The sequence below is a fragment of the Neptunitalea chrysea genome (assembly GCF_027924145.1).
Taxonomy (GTDB): domain Bacteria; phylum Bacteroidota; class Bacteroidia; order Flavobacteriales; family Flavobacteriaceae; genus Neptunitalea; species Neptunitalea chrysea.
On record NZ_BRVP01000038.1, the window covers coordinates 1 to 15,661 of the forward strand.

The window sequence follows — 15,661 nt, forward strand, 5'->3', positions numbered from 1 at the left end:
GTTACCGTGTAATTGTGATGATGTTGATGATTTTGAAGAAGCAGATCAAACTGCCTGCACTACAGAGATTGTGAATAAAACAGATGTATTTGTCAATTTAGAACCTGACACTACTACTCCGTAATGAAGTAGCAATACTACACTAATACCTGCCCCTATATGGGGCAGGTTTGTATTTCTTATGTAAATGCTTGTATTGCTATACTAATAGTGTATTTATAAAAAGTTGTGTAAATTACTTCGTAGACTTGCCTCGAAGTAGTTTACTTTTAGCTAAGCGCTTCTGAATTTCTTCAGTTTCAAATGTCTGTTTTAATGAGTCGTAATTTTGGTTGGTAGCCAAAGCAGTTTCAGATCCATTTGTTTGGTGAAGTATTATTTTCTCATTGCATTTAGCCATAAGGTATTGTGTACTATTTGGTGATATAAGTCCATCTTGTGTTTTATTATAGACAATAATGGAATCCGATTCATTTTCTTGATAAGTGTCATCAAAATCACGAAGAATAACGTTACTGTACTGTAATAGTATCATTAGTAAGGGTATACGTTCCGAAGTATCTGCTAGTTTCCGTTTCGCAATAATTCACAGCGTAAAAAGTGCTATCGTTGTGAAATTGAAGATGACCACTACAGCAATCGCACCTAAATTCAAATTCACAGCCCTCTCTAAGGTGGTAATTTCCACCGGTTTCAAAAACGATCTCAGAAAGCTTTGAATAGGGTATTGTTGCTTTAGTAGCTTCTTTTCGAGGGGTATTATGGCATCCGGTTAGTATACAAAATAGTAAAAGTATATAGAATGGTTTCATTTTGTTATGAGTCTATTCGGTTCATAATATTGGCGAGTATCCTGGTATTTACTCCTTCAAAAGCATAGTCTTGATCTTTAGTACGTGTCCATCCTCTTTTTGCTAATTGAACCCGTATTTCATTTTTGGGTATATCTTTCAAACTATGGTAATACACAAAATCTAAAACCGCCTCGGGTACTCTATTAATTATATAATCTACAATACCTTTGGGCATAAAATTGATTCCTGAAAAATAAGAAATAACAGGTTGTAAAATCCATAAAATTACTAGTCCGGCAGAACCTAATTCCAGACTTTCTACAGTAAATCCATATTCAAATTTCAGCTTAAATAACGTCATAAAACTAGGGCTAAGTGAGCCAAATTCCATCATCAAAATCAGCACTTGAAAAATGATATTGGCAATATAGGTAACAATAACGGTTGCTATAAATACCTTTTGTAACTGTTGGTATTGGGTGTAATTGAATATTTTAACCAATATGGTTATAATCATACTTAATATAATACCCACAATTAGCTCCGTAATGATTACAAAGTGGATAAATTTAATACATACAAATGCCACCACAAGTCCTAAGGCTAAAGCACTCAGAATAGCCACTATGGTTATTGGAATGAAAGCGGGTTTTTTTAAAAGCAGAGGAGCTGGAAGCGTATCTGGTATTATGTAGTCATCCCAATTGTTTTTTTTGGTAGCTTCTACCGCTAGTTTTTTTAAATCGTCGGCACTATATTTCTTTTTAACTTCGTTAATAGCATGTAGTAGAAGTAATACCCGTTTAGAATTTACCCCTAAATCCCACATTCCTGACACAGAAGTACTTTTAGCTAATAATTTACCATGGTTATAGGTTATCCTAATATCTTCAGTATACTTTCCCATAGAATTTTTACGTCGGGCTTCCACACATTTTTCATCGGTATACACCACTTCCCACTCTAAATTTTCTAAGGCTTCTAAAACAATAGTAGTAAATACTGCTGGTGGTAAATTGCTCATTACTTCTTTGGAGTATGAGGGTGCCCATCCAAACCTGTGTTTTTTGTCTATACCTTTTTCGTAGTCTTTTAGTTCTTTATTCATATTGTTTAGGTATGTTCTAATAAGTAAAAATGGCGTTATTATAGATTTCTATTGCTTCTTCTTGTGTGTAGTATTCAGATTTGTATATAAAGTAATGTATGCCACCTGCTTCGTTGGTAATTTGTCCTATGTTATAGTTGTCCTTTACAGGGAACTCTATAAAATAATCTTTGCCATACGTTGAATGAAGTTTATATACAGGAACCGTTTGAATTACATAAAAGTCTACTAATTGAAATGGGTAGTCTGTATATTCTTCGTTACTACCTAAAATGCTTAAAGTATCATTATGAAGTTTTATTTTGGTTTCTCTAATGCCACTTACGGCTTCCCAGGAGCCTTCGTATACTTGTTTTTCATTACAACTAATAATACTAAATACCAATATTATTAGCATGAACGAAGTAATTTTCATTGGTTTATTATTTTGGTAGGTTAAATCATATAAATGTAATAAAAAATGCGGAACGATTTTAAGAAAAATCCTCCCGCATCAGAACTTGCCTGTTACAACAAGTCGGGTGTTTACTCACTTAGTGAGAATATGTATATTTTTTGATGAACTATATTAGTTAATAGCCCAGTAATTTTGCTTTTCTAATAGAATCTTTAACCATAGGTTCGGCACCCATGTTAGCCCCTTCAAAAATCTGTTTGCTTTCCCAGTCTCCATACATAGGGTTAGGGAATACAATAAACTGAGTTCCAAAAGACGCATTAAACTCATCGGCAGCAAGGTCTCTTTTGTCACCCTCAAAAACCTGAGCAAAGTCCGATAAGTTATCACCAAGATACATAATAACATCATACTCTTCATGTATTTTTAAACGTCTTGGTTCTTTAGTACTGCTGTTTGTTTTACATTGAATATGATTGGCATCGGCAAAAGGTAAATCAAATTTCTTAAGATTCTCTAGGGTTGCATCTTGTACCACTTCACTACGGTTGGTAATATAAAAAACCTGTACATTTTTAGAGGCGGCATAGTTTAAAAACTCACTAGCACCGGGTAATGGAGTTGCTTTTTGTAAACGGCACCAAGCATTCCATGATTCTTTGCTATAGCCAGTATTATCTAGTATTAGTTGCGCATTATAGGCACTGTTATCTAGTACGGTCTCGTCAATATCGGTAATAATTGCCAATGGTTTGCCTTCTATACGCTTAGAGTTTAAAACTACATCTAATTGCAACTTAGCGGTATTATAGGCTTGGTAATACAACGCTTTGTTTTCGGCAGCACGTTGTTGGTAAAGTACTGCTTGCAGGTTGTATTCGTTTTGGTTTTCGGTAATTTCTATTTCTTGTTCAACCGTTTTTTGCTGGCAGCACGAAGATAGTACTAACAACGCTGCTAAAATCACAGTATATTTCATAGTAGAAGATATTTTTTCTATATCGAAGATTACAGTGTAAAGGTATTAAATTATACAGAGTTATCGTAAAATGAAGGTTAAAATATGGTATAGTTTGAGGCTTATACAATAGGTGTCGAAACTTTTAAAAATGATTATCTTTACAACCTTAATACAATTGTAACACCCATGAAACAACCGGTACAAGGATTTTCTAAGCTTAACAAAGAAGAAAAAATCAACTGGATTGCCCAACACTGTTTTACTCAGCCTGAAGAAGGGATAGAAATACTAAAAAAATACTGGCATACCAATGCCGATGTACAGAAGCTACATGATGAGTTTATAGAAAATACGATTAGTAATTTTTTATTACCTATTGGGGTGGCTCCTAACTTTAAGATTAATGATACGTTGTATGCCATACCTATGGCTATAGAGGAAAGTTCGGTAGTGGCAGCCGCCAGCAAAGCGGCTAAGTTTTGGTTAGACCGTGGCGGATTTAAAACCGAAGTGATTGGAACCGAAAAAGTTGGGCAGGTGCACTTTTTGTATCAAGGAGATGAGCGTAAACTAATCGCTTTTTTTGAAAGCATAAAAGACACCTTAATTACCGAAGCTGCAGATATTACCCAAAATATGGAAAAACGGGGTGGTGGTGTGAGTAATATTGCCCTGCGTAATCGTACCGATGCATTAGAAGGGTATTATCAATTGCATTGTACGTTTGAGACGTTAGATGCTATGGGAGCCAATTTTATAAACAGTTGCTTGGAGCAGTTTGCTAAAACCTTTAAAGCAGCTGCATTAGCATATAACGATTTTACAGAGGAAGAAAAAGACATACAGGTAGTAATGAGTATACTATCTAATTACGTACCCGATTGTTTAGTGCGTGCAGAGGTGAGTTGTAAGGTAGAGGAACTTAATGAAGACAAAGAATTGAGTCCTGAAGAATTTGCGGCTACCTTTGTTAGGGCAGTAAAAATAGCCGAGGCGGAACCGTATAGAGCCGTTACCCATAACAAAGGGATTATGAATGGGATAGATGCAGTGGTAATTGCAACAGGAAACGATTTTAGAGCTATTGAAGCTGGGGCACATGCCTATGCGGCTAAAACAGGGAGCTATAGTAGCTTAACTCATGCCACTGTGGAAGATGGTGTTTTTAGATTTTGGATAGATATTCCATTGGCGTTAGGAACTGTTGGCGGACTTACGAAATTGCATCCTATGGTGAGTGTGGCAATGGAAATGCTAGGGAGTCCGGATGCGAAAAAGTTAATGGAGATTACGGCGGTTGCCGGATTGGCACAAAACTTTGGTGCCGTACGTAGCCTTATTACCAGTGGTATTCAAAAAGGACATATGAAAATGCACTTACTGAATATTTTAAATCAGTTAGGAGCAACCGAGGAAGAGAAAGTATACTTTGTGAATTATTTTAAAGATAAAACCGCTACCCATAGTGCTGTGGTAACTGCCTTTGAAAATTTAAGAGCCACTATATGATAGAGTACTACAGCAATGGTAAGTTGCTAATTACGGGTGAGTATGGCGTGCTAGATGGTGCTCTTAGTTTTGCCGTACCTTCTAAATATGGTCAGAATTTGGTGGTGCAAGAGGCGGATACTATGGTGTTAGAATGGGTGAGTTTTGATCATACCAATCATAATTGGTTTACGGTAGTCTATAATTTAAAAGACCTTGAAGTATTGAATCCGTTAAAGGCGATTACTAATACTTCGGATGAAAAAATAGCGTTGGTGTTATTAGATATTTTAGTTGCCGCCAAGCGTATGAATCCTGATTTCTTAAATACAGGTGTAACCGTAAATACACAGGTTACCTTTCCTAAGGAATGGGGATTGGGTACATCGTCAACACTTATTAATAATATAGCACAATGGGCTAAGGTAGATGCTTTTAGGTTGTTATGGGAATCGTTTAAAGGAAGTGGGTATGATATTGCTTGTGCGCAACATGAAACACCCATTACCTACCAAATTGTAAATACTGTACCAGTAGTGATGGGCAAACGTTTTCAGCCTACGTTTTTAGATAATTTGTATTTTGTTTACTTGAATAAGAAACAAGACAGCAAAGAAGGGATAGCGCATTACAGAGCTTTGGGTGCATCTAAAAGTAAGATGTTGGCAGCGCAAACCGAAATTACCAAAATGCTCTTAGAGGTAACTACATTACACGAATTTGAGGAGTTGTTACTGCGTCATGAAACCATAGTGTCTAATACGCTAAATATACCTAAGGTAAAGGATCTTTATTTTGCCGATTATTTAGGAGCCGTAAAAAGCTTAGGTGCTTGGGGTGGCGACTTTGTACTGGCCACAGGAAACGAAAAAACGCCTGAATATTTTAAATCGAAGGGTTTTGAGGTGGTTATTCCGTATGCCGATATGGTATTGTAATACCTTATCGGCTGACTTACTTTTTTATATTAGAAGGTATATAACTTTTTGGCATCTACTTTATAGGTAATGTAGGTTATACTATTATCTTGAGGCGTATAACGTATAGTGATAGGACAACAGGTGTTGCCATCTGGTATAAACTGTATAGCTTTGTTACCATCGGATAGGGTAATAGGGGTAAAGTTTTTTAGCAATGTATCTGCAGAGCTGCCTACTTTAGCAGAAATCCCTTTAACGGTAATCTCAGAAGCTCTGATAAAGTTGATTCCTATTGTAAACTCAGCAGAGTTCATGTCTATAAACCCTAAAACAAATCCGGTACTGAATTTATAACGCACCCATCCTTCGCCTATGCCACCTTTACCTTTTCTAATACTATCAGGAAAACCTAATAACTTGTTGATTTTAGATAGGTTAGATTGGGTTTCAATAAGCTCTTTAAAAGTATAGTTATTAAACTTGGTTCTGTATAATTGTTCTTTAGTAAGCTCATTGGTTTGTGCAAATGTGAGGGAGGTAAATGCAAGTAGTGTAACTGCAAAACAAAGGATTTTTTTCATAAAAATAGGATTGCTTTTAGGTTATTTTATACTAATTGATTGGTTGAATGAGTTTTAAAAATACGCAAATTTAGTTTACAATCAATATTTGTTAATAAACAAGTGTAAAATACTCATTTATATGTATCGTCATAAATAATGGATAAAAAAAACCTCCCTGAAAAAGGAGGTTTTTTAAGTGTTTTTTTGTGTATTTAAAGCCTATTCCTAGTAGAATAAAGCTCTATTGTCTTCTATATCTACAGACTTTTTAAGGGCATTGATAACCGATTGACTGTATTTGTTAACGTTCTCTTCTCTCTTCTGAGTTCTGAAAGTTGTATAGTTCATTAACTTAGGAGAAATTTCCTTTTTAGTTACTTGAATCATGTATACTCCTTTTTCACCTTTGATTAATCCGCTGGTTTCGTTTTCTTTCATACCAAAAGCAGTACCTACCACATTAGGCTCAGAGCTAGCACCCGGAATTTTAGGGTCGCTTAAAGTAATTTTAGAAGCATTACGAACAGCAGTGCTATATAAAGCTGCAACTTCATCCATAGATTTACCAGCAGCTTCTTTCATAATTTTCTCAGCTTTTTTCTCTTTTAATAAGATAGGCGCTACAGTAGATTTTGCTTTTTCTACAGATTGTAACCCTTTTTCAGCTTTATCTGTTAACTGTACTACAGCATAACCGTCAGCAATATTAAATTTAGAAATGTCTTTAATATCGGTACCATCTTCAAACGCCCATCTAACAATAGAACGTTGGTTAGCATATCCTGAAATACCAGCTGAAAGTGGCTCTAAACCTCTATCTTGTTTTACTGTATATCCTTTTTCTTTTGCAAATTCGTCAAAGTCTTTACCTTCTTCCTGAACAGCGTACATGAATTCGTTAACTTCTTGCGAAACGTCATTTATAGTTTTTTCAGAAGGGTCTATTTTAATAGCTACGTTTGCTAAACTAACTGTTTCGTATTGGTCGTCAATTTTAATAATGTGGAAACCGAAATCAGTTTCAACCATCCCTATGCTTCCAACAGGGTTGTTAAAGATGTATTTGTCAAATTCAGGAACCATTCTTCCTGGAGATACATTATCATACGTACCTTTATTTGAAGCAACACCCGGATCTTCCGAATACTCTTCGGCTAAAGCGGTCATGTCTTGACCCGCTTTTGCTTTTGCTAAAATTTGTTTAGCAAGTGCTTCTGCTTCTTCTTTGTTTCTGTCTTCTTTTAATTGTGCATTTGGTACACTATCATAAGAAATTAATACGTGCGTAACTTTTACATTACCGTTCTGCTTTTTGTCAACCATTCTGGAAATCTTATAGTAGTCTCCATCTATATATGGTCCAAAAGTTTCGCCAATATTTAAGCTGTATAAAGTATCTGCAAATTTTGGCGCTAATTTAGCTTTAGTAACATAAGCAGAATCATATTTAAATTCTGAGTGTTCTAATGTATACCCCACTAAATCGGTAGCGTTTTTAAAGTTGATTGTATCTGCACTGTTAGGAGCGGTAGTTAACATACCTTCTAATTCAGTTTTAATAGCATCTATATCAGCTTCAGAAGCTTCTTCTTTAAATATTACAAAACGAACATCTCTTGAAGCTTCTTTTTCAAAATCTTCTTTATGCTCGTTGATGTATGTTTTAATTTCACCATTACCAACGGTAAGGGTAGAATCTTTTACATTTACATAAGGAACCTGAACATATTTAATGTCTACAGCATCGCTTTCTTCAGAGTACATTACTTCACCTTCTTTTTCAGTAACTCCTAAACCAGCCTGAATTAAGTTGAAATAAATTTCTTGTTTAGCCTGATTGATGATGTTGATCTCTTCATTTTTCCATTGCTCGTATCTTGCAGGGTCTACTTCTTTAAGGTTAGCAATGAACGTTATAAATTTTTGTGGATCAAAAATTCCGTTTTCGTTTTGGAAATTAGGACTGTTAGCGTACCCCGGAATGTTTTTGATAAGGTTGATAATACGATCTGACCCAACATCAATACCCAGTTCTTCGTATTGTTTTTCAAGTATTACTGAATTTACTTTGCTGTTCCAAACAGAGTTCACAGCATTCATCATGCTGGTACCTGGTGTTCTGTCTAAAATGGCTTGTACACCATTTGCAAATTCAACACGGGAAATTGGTTCGCCGTCTACTTCTCCTATCGTATCTGTGTTACCAAAAAAGGAACTACCCCCTTGTTTTATTAAACTAGATAAAACAAATGCTAAAATAGAGATACCTATTAAAGCAATTAATAAGGTGGTATGCTTTCTTATTTTCTGTAAAATTGCCATCTTACTTAAAGAATTATATATGAAATTAATGTGGGCGAAAATACCATTTTCTTTGAAATAATAAAAATAAATTGCCGCTTATCGCTTTTTTTATAGAAGATGGGTGTTTGTGCTAGTTTTTCTGTATAAAAAGAAGCTTAAAATAAGGGGGTTACAGGGGTAAGGCAGTGTTATTCGCTATCTAGTATTTTAAGATGTACTAGTTTTATTTTGGTACTGGTAACGTCTAGAATTGTAAACCTAAAATTGTCAATGGTAATTACTTCGTTAAGTTGCGGAATCTCTCCGGTGTTGTTTACAATAAAACCACCAAGGGTACCATAGTTTTCACTTTCAGGTATTTCTAGTTTATATTTTTCGTTAATGTAATCAACTTCTAATCGGCATGAGAATTTAAAAGCATCTTCTTCCAGTTGCTCTTCAATAAAATCGATGGTGTCGTGTTCGTCTTCAATTTCGCCAAACAGCTCTTCAACAATATCTTCAACAGTTAGTATGCCACTGGTACCACCATATTCATCAATAACAACAGCAATACTTTTACGTTTTTTAATAAGTACGTTTAAAATTTCGCTAATAAGCATGGTTTCTGGTACAAACCCCACAGGCATTAACACTTCTTTAATTGTTTTTGGACGTTTAAACAAATCGAATGAGTGTATATACCCAACGATGTCGTCAATAGACTCATTAAAAATTAATATTTTAGAGTAGCCGGTCTCAATAAATAGGTCTGTAACAGATGCTATAGTATCATTAATTTCAATCGCTGAAATTTCGGTACGTGGTATCATTACCTCTCTGGCCTTTACTTCAGAGAATTCTAGTGCGTTTTGGAAAAACTGAATTTCGGTATCTACATTTTCATCTTCATCTACCGATTCCATTTGTTCAGATATATAATCACCTAGTTCTAACTTGGTGAATGCCAATTGCACATCGTCTCCGTCTGATTTAAAAACATATTTTAAAATAAAGTCGGATATCCAAATAACAAACTCGGTAATAATCCAGAAAACGATGTAAAAGATAAATGCCGGAATAATTAAAAATTTTAGAAGAGAGTTGGCATATATCTGAAATAATACTTTGGGTAAAAACTCGGCCGTTATTAAAATAACTAAGGTAGAAATGATAGTTTGTATCAAAAGGTTTTGCCATTGTGGAGGCAAGACAGCTACAATAAGATCGCCCATGTAAAAACCGTATACAACCAGTGCCAAGTTATTGCCTACCAGCATAGTTGCAATGTACTTAGAAGGTCTTCTTGTAAGCCAGGTAAGTAGTTTAGCAAGATAGGTTTCTTGCTTTTTTTCTATTTCCAGATGTATTTTGTTTGAAGACACATAAGCAATCTCCATACCCGAAAAGAAGGCGGATAATAGTAAACAAATTACAATAATGGAAATTTCCATAAAGGGTTATTGTTTTGTATTTTGTTCCGATTGGCGTTGTTTCTCTATGCGCTTGCGCATGTATCTTCTAAAAAAGAACATTCCTATAGATACAACACCAAACATTAGGAATAAATAGTTTATTTCCTGAACGTTGATATATTCTCTTATAACTTCGAATATAGAAATAATAGCAATCACTAAGTATGCTATTTCAAATATTTTTAAATATTTTACCATGATTATTCTTCTTTAATAGAAATTACACCTGTAGTTTTATGAGCATTAACTACCGTAAAATCCTTGTTAAAGTCCATCCCAATACCGTTCATAATGGTACCTTCTACTGGGTCTGTAAACGTGAACGGATCATCTGTATAAATCCATTCTGTTTTTTGATCCCAGTATAATAGATCTGTTTTAAGAATTTTACCTTCGTGAGTTTTAATAACTACACTGTCTCGCATTTCAACCAAATCTGTTTGGTTATATAGAATACCATATTTGGCATCTACGGTAGTTTTGTTGCTTTGGTCATCGAAGAAATCGATATGTACCCCATTGGGGAATTCGGAGTACGGAAACTCCTGATTGCCGTAATCGTAATTTAACGGACTTTTTAAAATGGCTACCACTTTGGTAGAGTCGGTATAAGTAAGTGTGAAATTGGTAGCTTCACCTACGGGGAATTTTTCTTTGAGTGAAAGTTTCTGTAGGGCACCTAAATTGTTTTCACATGAAAAAAACATTGTCACAGCAAAAACTGTGACAATGTAGTGTAATTTATGTTTAATGATGCTTAACATCTTATAAGTTAGGAACCTTAACAGTTTTGTTAATCCAACATCCTATTTTAATAGTTTTACCAGCCATGCCTTCGTTAAAAATCATAGCTTTATCTGGAGCACGTTGAGCATATGATTTTGCAGATTTGGTGTCTCCTGCTTTTTTAGCCATTTCTTCAGCTAACCAGTATACCGCTCTTTTTTCGAATGAGGTAGTTCCGCATTCGTTAGCAGATTTAGCATAAGCATTTGCAATAATAGAATATGCTTTTTTGTTAGAAGGGTTTAGTTTAAGAGCCTCTCTAGCATAATTTGCAGCAGTACTTTTGCTGTAGAAACTAGCAATAGAAGTGTAAAGTTTAGATTTTTCAAACTTGTCTGTTTCTAAAGCAATAGCTTCTTTAAACCATTTAACAGCTCCTGCTTTGTCTCCGTTTTTATATGCTTTTACCCCTAAAGATTTAGCAGCAGCAGTGGTAGGCTTTAAAGTATATGATTGCTCAGCAATTTTTAAGTAAAGCGGATCTTCTGTACAGTCTTTTTCAGTTAATCTGTTAGAAGCACGGTTTAACCATTCCTGATCGTTTTTCTTTTCTTCAAATTGTTTGTTGAATAATGGGATTAACGTTTCACAATTACTAACCTGAACAATAGCAGCATCTAAACTTTCTGAAATTCCTTCGTAATTTTTAGTTCTCTTCTTAGCTCTAGATAATGTTTTTTCTTGCTTAGCAGTTAAAGCAGTACCTGCATCTTGAGCCTCTATTAAAGGATTCATAATTTCGGCCTGTGCATTGCTTAATTCTTCAATTTTACCTGCAACATCATCATACGTATCAAAAACAACTTGTAACTCAAGTTTCTCAGCTTTGTATAAGTTAAATGTTTTAATAAAGTAATCGTACAATGCAATTTCGTTATTAAAGCCTGCTTTATCTTGTGTAAAAGCATCTTTATACATGTTGTACAATTCTTCATCAGAAACCATGTTCTCCTTTTTCATCAGTTTTGCCTTATCGGTAATCATTTCGGCATAGGTGTACGCACGTTTACCAGTAGGGAAATCCTTGTGGTATCTTGTGTACATCTCTAAAAGTAAGTTCACGTACTCTGTTTTATTTTCAGGATCGTTCTCTATTTTGTATTCCAATATATTATCACCATAGTAATAAATGGCAATTTTATATTTATCAATAGACGGATCCTCTCCACAGTTGTCAAATACTTTTCTCCAGTTTGGGTAGGCAGACTCATAGTTCTTTACTTTAGCGTCATTAGAAAATAACGATAAGTTTGTAACACAATCATCTTGGGCATTAGCACTGAATGCACCTAAAAACCCAATTAAGGCAACCATTAATAATGCGAATCTGTTTTTCATCATTAAAAAAATATATGTTAATTAAATTTGTTTTTTATAAACCATCTGTCTATTAAAGACAATCCAACTCTAAAACTTATATAATTTTCTTGTATTAAAGAGTTGTTAGTAGTTCCTCTAGAACCTATATCTAACCCTAAATTTAGTTTAGAAATTCGTCCCACCGGTAATCCTACTCCAAAAGATATGCCAAAGTCGGTAATCTCTTCATCATTGATAACCATTCCGGTGTTTTCATATCTCAAACCAAGTCGGTAAGTTGCCCTTTTAAAGTAACTTGTAAATGAATTGTACTCAGGAGTTAACATAGCTCCTAAACGGTATTCATAGCCATCTTTATAAGCCAATCCGTTAACCGTTAAAAATTCATTAGAAAGTTTGCTCATTTGAGTATATTCATACTCAGCACCAACAAACCATATATTATTTTTGCCAAAACCAAGTCCTAATGTGGCGCTAGAAGGTAATTTAATAGTTGTTTTATCTAACCCGTTAGCGGCAAGGTCGGCATCATATTCTTCTCTTACGGCTTCATATCCGTTGTCAAAAATAGAAATAGTCTGATAAAGACGCTCATTATCTGAAGTAACAGACGCCTGTGGGGAGTACAATCCCATTGCATATAATGCATACTTATTTTTAAGTGGTTGGGTGTAATTCACCGAAAGGGTGTAATCCAAACCACTTAACGAAGAAACGTTATTTTCTTTAGTTGATAACTCCACGCCTTGTGTACTACTAATTATACTATTTTCTATTTTACCAAAATCGTAATTTCCTTTAGCACCAATACTTAGGTTTTTAGTAATCTCATACCCAAAAGACACAAATACTTTGTTCATGCCTCCTTCACCTTCTAAACGAGTAAGGCGTGTATAATCTCCATTTTCAGTAATGCTCTGCAAAGCATAGCCCACAGAACTATACGGTAAGAGCCCAAAATTAACCCCCATTTTTTTATTAATAGGGAAACCTAGTACTAAATAATCAAAAGAACTCGATTTTGCTTTTTCATCTCCTGAATCACTTTTCAGGTTTAACTGGGTAAACGTTGCTCCAATGGCAAAATTTGTAAAATTTAGTTCTCCTAACGATGCCGGGTTTTTTATACTCATCGACAAACTATCAGGAAAAAGGCTAATACCACCCATTGCTCGGTTTTCCATTGTTCCCCTGAACTTCAAACTTCCAATACCATAAAATGAATACGGGGATGCCGTACCCACTTGCGCCTTAACTGCCGTATTCCCCAATACTAAAACAGCTACAATTGCTATTAATTTTTTAATCATTCGAGTTTTTTAAAATTCAAAATGCCGTTTAACGCTTCTAAAAGGAATTTTGAATTGGCAAATATGCTATTTTTTAATCTTTTTGACAAAAAATAGGTGTTCCCTCCTGTTAAAATAACTGTTAAATCTTTGGATTTATAAGCATATTCGTTAATGAACCCATCAATTTCGTACGTTACCCCGTTAACAGCTCCGCTAAGTAGGCAATTTTGTGTTGAGTTTCCTGTAACGGGTATATTTTCAGTTAATTGTGCCAGCGGTAATTTTTTTGTAAAATGGTGCATGGCTTTTAGCCGCATTTCTAGCCCTGGGGCAATAGCACCGCCATGGTAAACACCGTCACGGTTAATAAAGTCGTACGTAATGCAAGTGCCGGCATCTATGACCAAAACAGGTTGTTTAGGATACAATATAGCAGCTCCTGCAATTAAAGCCAGCCTGTCTTGCCCTAGGGTGGTAGGGGTTGCATAGGCATTGGTAAATGGCAATGTTAATTCATGCGACAATAAAACTAAGGTAGTTTTGTTATTCAACATAGTAACGACCTCGTTTGGTACATAGACTACCGATGCTATTATGGCATGTGTAATTGAATTGTTTTTTAAAATTTCGGTTACGGTTGAAAGAAGTTCCTCGGTAGGTACCGAACTGAGTTGTTCTATTATGGTATTTTGAAAAACAGCTACTTTTGTAAAGCTGTTGCCTACATCTATAACAAGGTTCATTGCTTGAATTTAGAAATACAAAGATACAAAAGGAATTTTTTTTAAATTTTGTTTTGCAAAATTAAAATTTGGGTATATATTTGCACCCGCATTAAGCAACTGGTACCTTAGCTCAGTTGGTAGAGCAAAGGACTGAAAATCCTTGTGTCCCTGGTTCGATTCCTGGAGGTACCACTGAAATTTTAACAACCCTTTGATAATGAATAATTTATCAAAGGGTTTTCTTTTTTACGTCGGAAAATACGTTTTAAAAAATTGGACTTAAATAATTCATTATGAACTTATTTGACTTTATTTTTTAAAAAACGCTTGATATTTATAAATAGATATTTTATAAGTTTAGCATCTTTTCATATTCAACTCTCAAATCAGCACAAAGATAGGTGTCTGCCATAGCCTGCGATTCAAGGTCAGGCTTTGTTTTGACGATTTTTTCTTTTCTAAAAAATAGCCCAAAACCTTGTATTCCCATCCTCTCCACCAGCTTTTTGTACAGATTGGAAGTTTAAAAAAAAATGAAAAGGGAATATTGTTTATGAAATCTCACTGTATGTTATGATATATTGAATTAATGGGCGTGTTTAATTTATATGATGCGCACCTTGCAGAGTGAAAATAGATTATAGGTATGTATTCTAAATCCTATCGGCAATATTAACAAATGAAAACATTATTGGATACACACAACTTAACTCATTAAAGAATTCTCATCTTAAAATGAATATCTATCATTCGATCTTTTTGTCAATCTTTCTTTCTAAGCAATTTTTTTCTTTCCAAACTTTAATCTCCTCTATAAAGGCATGAGTATTTCTTGGGTTAATAAAATATTCATCATATTTCCCAATTTTAATCAGTACGCCGTTTTCAGAACTTAAAGCATACCTAAAACCACTTAATGGGCTATCACATTCTATTAGATTAATGATGTCACATAAATTTATCGATTTAACCTTAAATAGAAAATAAATATCCAAAAATCCAGAATCTCTGTTTAATAGGTAGTATGTCCTAGAATAAAAACCAACCGTCAGCGATATGAGGATTAATGAGATTATTCCAAAAAGCCATTTGACTTGAGGATTTTCAGTTAAAAATACAGGCAACAAACATAAAATGGCAGAATGAAGCGTTAAAACGAGAATTAAGTAACCTCTTTTAGCTTTATATTTTAAAATCATTTTGTTTTACAATTTATAATTATTATTATCCAATTCCACTTGCACTCTTGGAACGTAGAAAAGGAGTAATCCTATCATTATGAAAGAAAAGCTCCAAAGTCCATGCAAAACAATAATACCCAGATGTAAAAAAAATCCCGAGTATAATGCCAATGCTCTTAATCGGATTCTGTCAACAAAAACAATTAGACACAATAATAATTCTATACAAAGTGCCCCCCATGTCATTGCAATATTTAATGGAGCTATGGTTGACATCCATAAGAAGGCATCCCTTATTAAACCAGTAGCACCATGAGTAGGGTGCTTTATCCAGTAATTCATAACGGAGCCATTAACCCATTCGGGTA

General features: G+C 34.6%; 17 protein-coding genes and 1 tRNA gene. 3 read left to right on the top strand and 15 right to left on the bottom strand.

The genetic code is table 11. The annotated features are described in order from the left end of the window. Positions 1 to 235: 235 nt before the first annotated feature. From NBRC110019_RS16215 to NBRC110019_RS16235, 5 genes are all read right to left on the bottom strand, one after another. Positions 236 to 535, bottom strand: a complete 300-nt coding sequence (locus tag NBRC110019_RS16215; RefSeq protein ID WP_281756523.1) for a hypothetical protein — start codon at positions 533 to 535, stop codon at positions 236 to 238. Further along, entirely contained in the window at positions 513 to 812 is a 300-nt protein-coding gene (locus NBRC110019_RS16220; RefSeq protein WP_281756524.1) for a hypothetical protein, read from the bottom strand. Before NBRC110019_RS16220 ends, NBRC110019_RS16215 begins: the two co-directional genes overlap by 23 nt. A 4-nt stretch (positions 813 to 816) precedes the next feature. Next, positions 817 to 1,902 carry a DUF1499 domain-containing protein gene (locus NBRC110019_RS16225; protein WP_281756525.1) on the bottom strand — a complete coding sequence of 362 codons (1,086 nt, stop codon included), beginning with the start codon at positions 1,900 to 1,902 and terminating at the stop codon, positions 817 to 819. A 16-nt stretch (positions 1,903 to 1,918) separates the two neighbouring features. Continuing rightward, entirely contained in the window at positions 1,919 to 2,317 is a 399-nt protein-coding gene (locus NBRC110019_RS16230; RefSeq protein ID WP_281756526.1) for a hypothetical protein, read from the bottom strand. 157 nt (positions 2,318 to 2,474) lie between these two features. Then, a complete protein-coding gene (locus NBRC110019_RS16235; RefSeq protein WP_281756527.1) occupies positions 2,475 to 3,278 on the bottom strand; it encodes a 5'-nucleotidase, lipoprotein e(P4) family in 804 nt (267 codons plus the stop codon). Between the two features lie 168 nt (positions 3,279 to 3,446). Here NBRC110019_RS16235 and NBRC110019_RS16240 point away from each other — a divergent pair, with 168 nt between their 5' ends. Beyond that, positions 3,447 to 4,769: a hydroxymethylglutaryl-CoA reductase, degradative gene (locus NBRC110019_RS16240; RefSeq protein ID WP_281756528.1), complete on the top strand. Its 1,323-nt coding sequence runs from the start codon at positions 3,447 to 3,449 to the stop codon at positions 4,767 to 4,769. Then, positions 4,766 to 5,686 (top strand): GYDIA family GHMP kinase, encoded by a 921-nt coding sequence (locus NBRC110019_RS16245; RefSeq protein WP_281756529.1) that lies wholly within the window; start codon positions 4,766 to 4,768, stop codon positions 5,684 to 5,686. The genes NBRC110019_RS16240 and NBRC110019_RS16245 overlap by 4 nt, the downstream gene beginning before the upstream one ends. A 29-nt stretch (positions 5,687 to 5,715) precedes the next feature. On the opposite strand, the gene NBRC110019_RS16250 is transcribed toward NBRC110019_RS16245, so the two are convergent. From NBRC110019_RS16250 to NBRC110019_RS16285, 8 genes are all read right to left on the bottom strand, one after another. Beyond that, complete coding sequence (locus tag NBRC110019_RS16250; RefSeq protein ID WP_281756530.1) at positions 5,716 to 6,249, bottom strand: hypothetical protein; 534 nt, start codon at positions 6,247 to 6,249, stop codon at positions 5,716 to 5,718. Between the two features lie 207 nt (positions 6,250 to 6,456). Next, positions 6,457 to 8,553: a peptidylprolyl isomerase gene (locus tag NBRC110019_RS16255; protein ID WP_281756531.1), complete on the bottom strand. Its 2,097-nt coding sequence runs from the start codon at positions 8,551 to 8,553 to the stop codon at positions 6,457 to 6,459. A gap of 170 nt (positions 8,554 to 8,723) precedes the next feature. Continuing rightward, a complete protein-coding gene (locus tag NBRC110019_RS16260; RefSeq protein WP_281756532.1) occupies positions 8,724 to 9,968 on the bottom strand; it encodes a hemolysin family protein in 1,245 nt (414 codons plus the stop codon). A gap of 6 nt (positions 9,969 to 9,974) precedes the next feature. Next, positions 9,975 to 10,187, bottom strand: coding sequence for a hypothetical protein (locus tag NBRC110019_RS16265; RefSeq protein WP_281756533.1), 213 nt, complete (start codon positions 10,185 to 10,187; stop codon positions 9,975 to 9,977). Positions 10,188 to 10,189: 2 nt separating this feature from the next. Next, complete coding sequence (gene lptC, locus NBRC110019_RS16270; RefSeq protein WP_281756534.1) at positions 10,190 to 10,753, bottom strand: LPS export ABC transporter periplasmic protein LptC; 564 nt, start codon at positions 10,751 to 10,753, stop codon at positions 10,190 to 10,192. A gap of 1 nt (position 10,754) precedes the next feature. Then, positions 10,755 to 12,116, bottom strand: coding sequence for a hypothetical protein (locus NBRC110019_RS16275; protein WP_281756535.1), 1,362 nt, complete (start codon positions 12,114 to 12,116; stop codon positions 10,755 to 10,757). A gap of 14 nt (positions 12,117 to 12,130) precedes the next feature. Beyond that, entirely contained in the window at positions 12,131 to 13,405 is a 1,275-nt protein-coding gene (gene bamG / locus NBRC110019_RS16280; RefSeq protein WP_281756536.1) for a BamG family beta-barrel-assembly machinery protein, read from the bottom strand. Further along, the gene (locus tag NBRC110019_RS16285) at positions 13,402 to 14,130 is read right to left on the bottom strand and encodes a type III pantothenate kinase (RefSeq protein WP_281756537.1); all 729 of its coding nucleotides are present in this window, start codon (positions 14,128 to 14,130) and stop codon (positions 13,402 to 13,404) included. The genes bamG and NBRC110019_RS16285 overlap by 4 nt, the downstream gene beginning before the upstream one ends. A gap of 101 nt (positions 14,131 to 14,231) precedes the next feature. Between NBRC110019_RS16285 and NBRC110019_RS16290 the strand changes: the two genes are divergently transcribed. Beyond that, a tRNA-Phe gene (locus NBRC110019_RS16290) sits at positions 14,232 to 14,304 on the top strand. A gap of 554 nt (positions 14,305 to 14,858) precedes the next feature. Here the strand turns inward: NBRC110019_RS16290 and NBRC110019_RS16295 are convergent. Next, positions 14,859 to 15,311, bottom strand: coding sequence for a PH domain-containing protein (locus NBRC110019_RS16295; protein ID WP_281756538.1), 453 nt, complete (start codon positions 15,309 to 15,311; stop codon positions 14,859 to 14,861). Positions 15,312 to 15,317: 6 nt separating this feature from the next. Next, positions 15,318 to 15,661: HTTM domain-containing protein (locus NBRC110019_RS16300; protein WP_281756539.1), on the bottom strand; the 344-nt coding region annotated here is incomplete at its 5' end.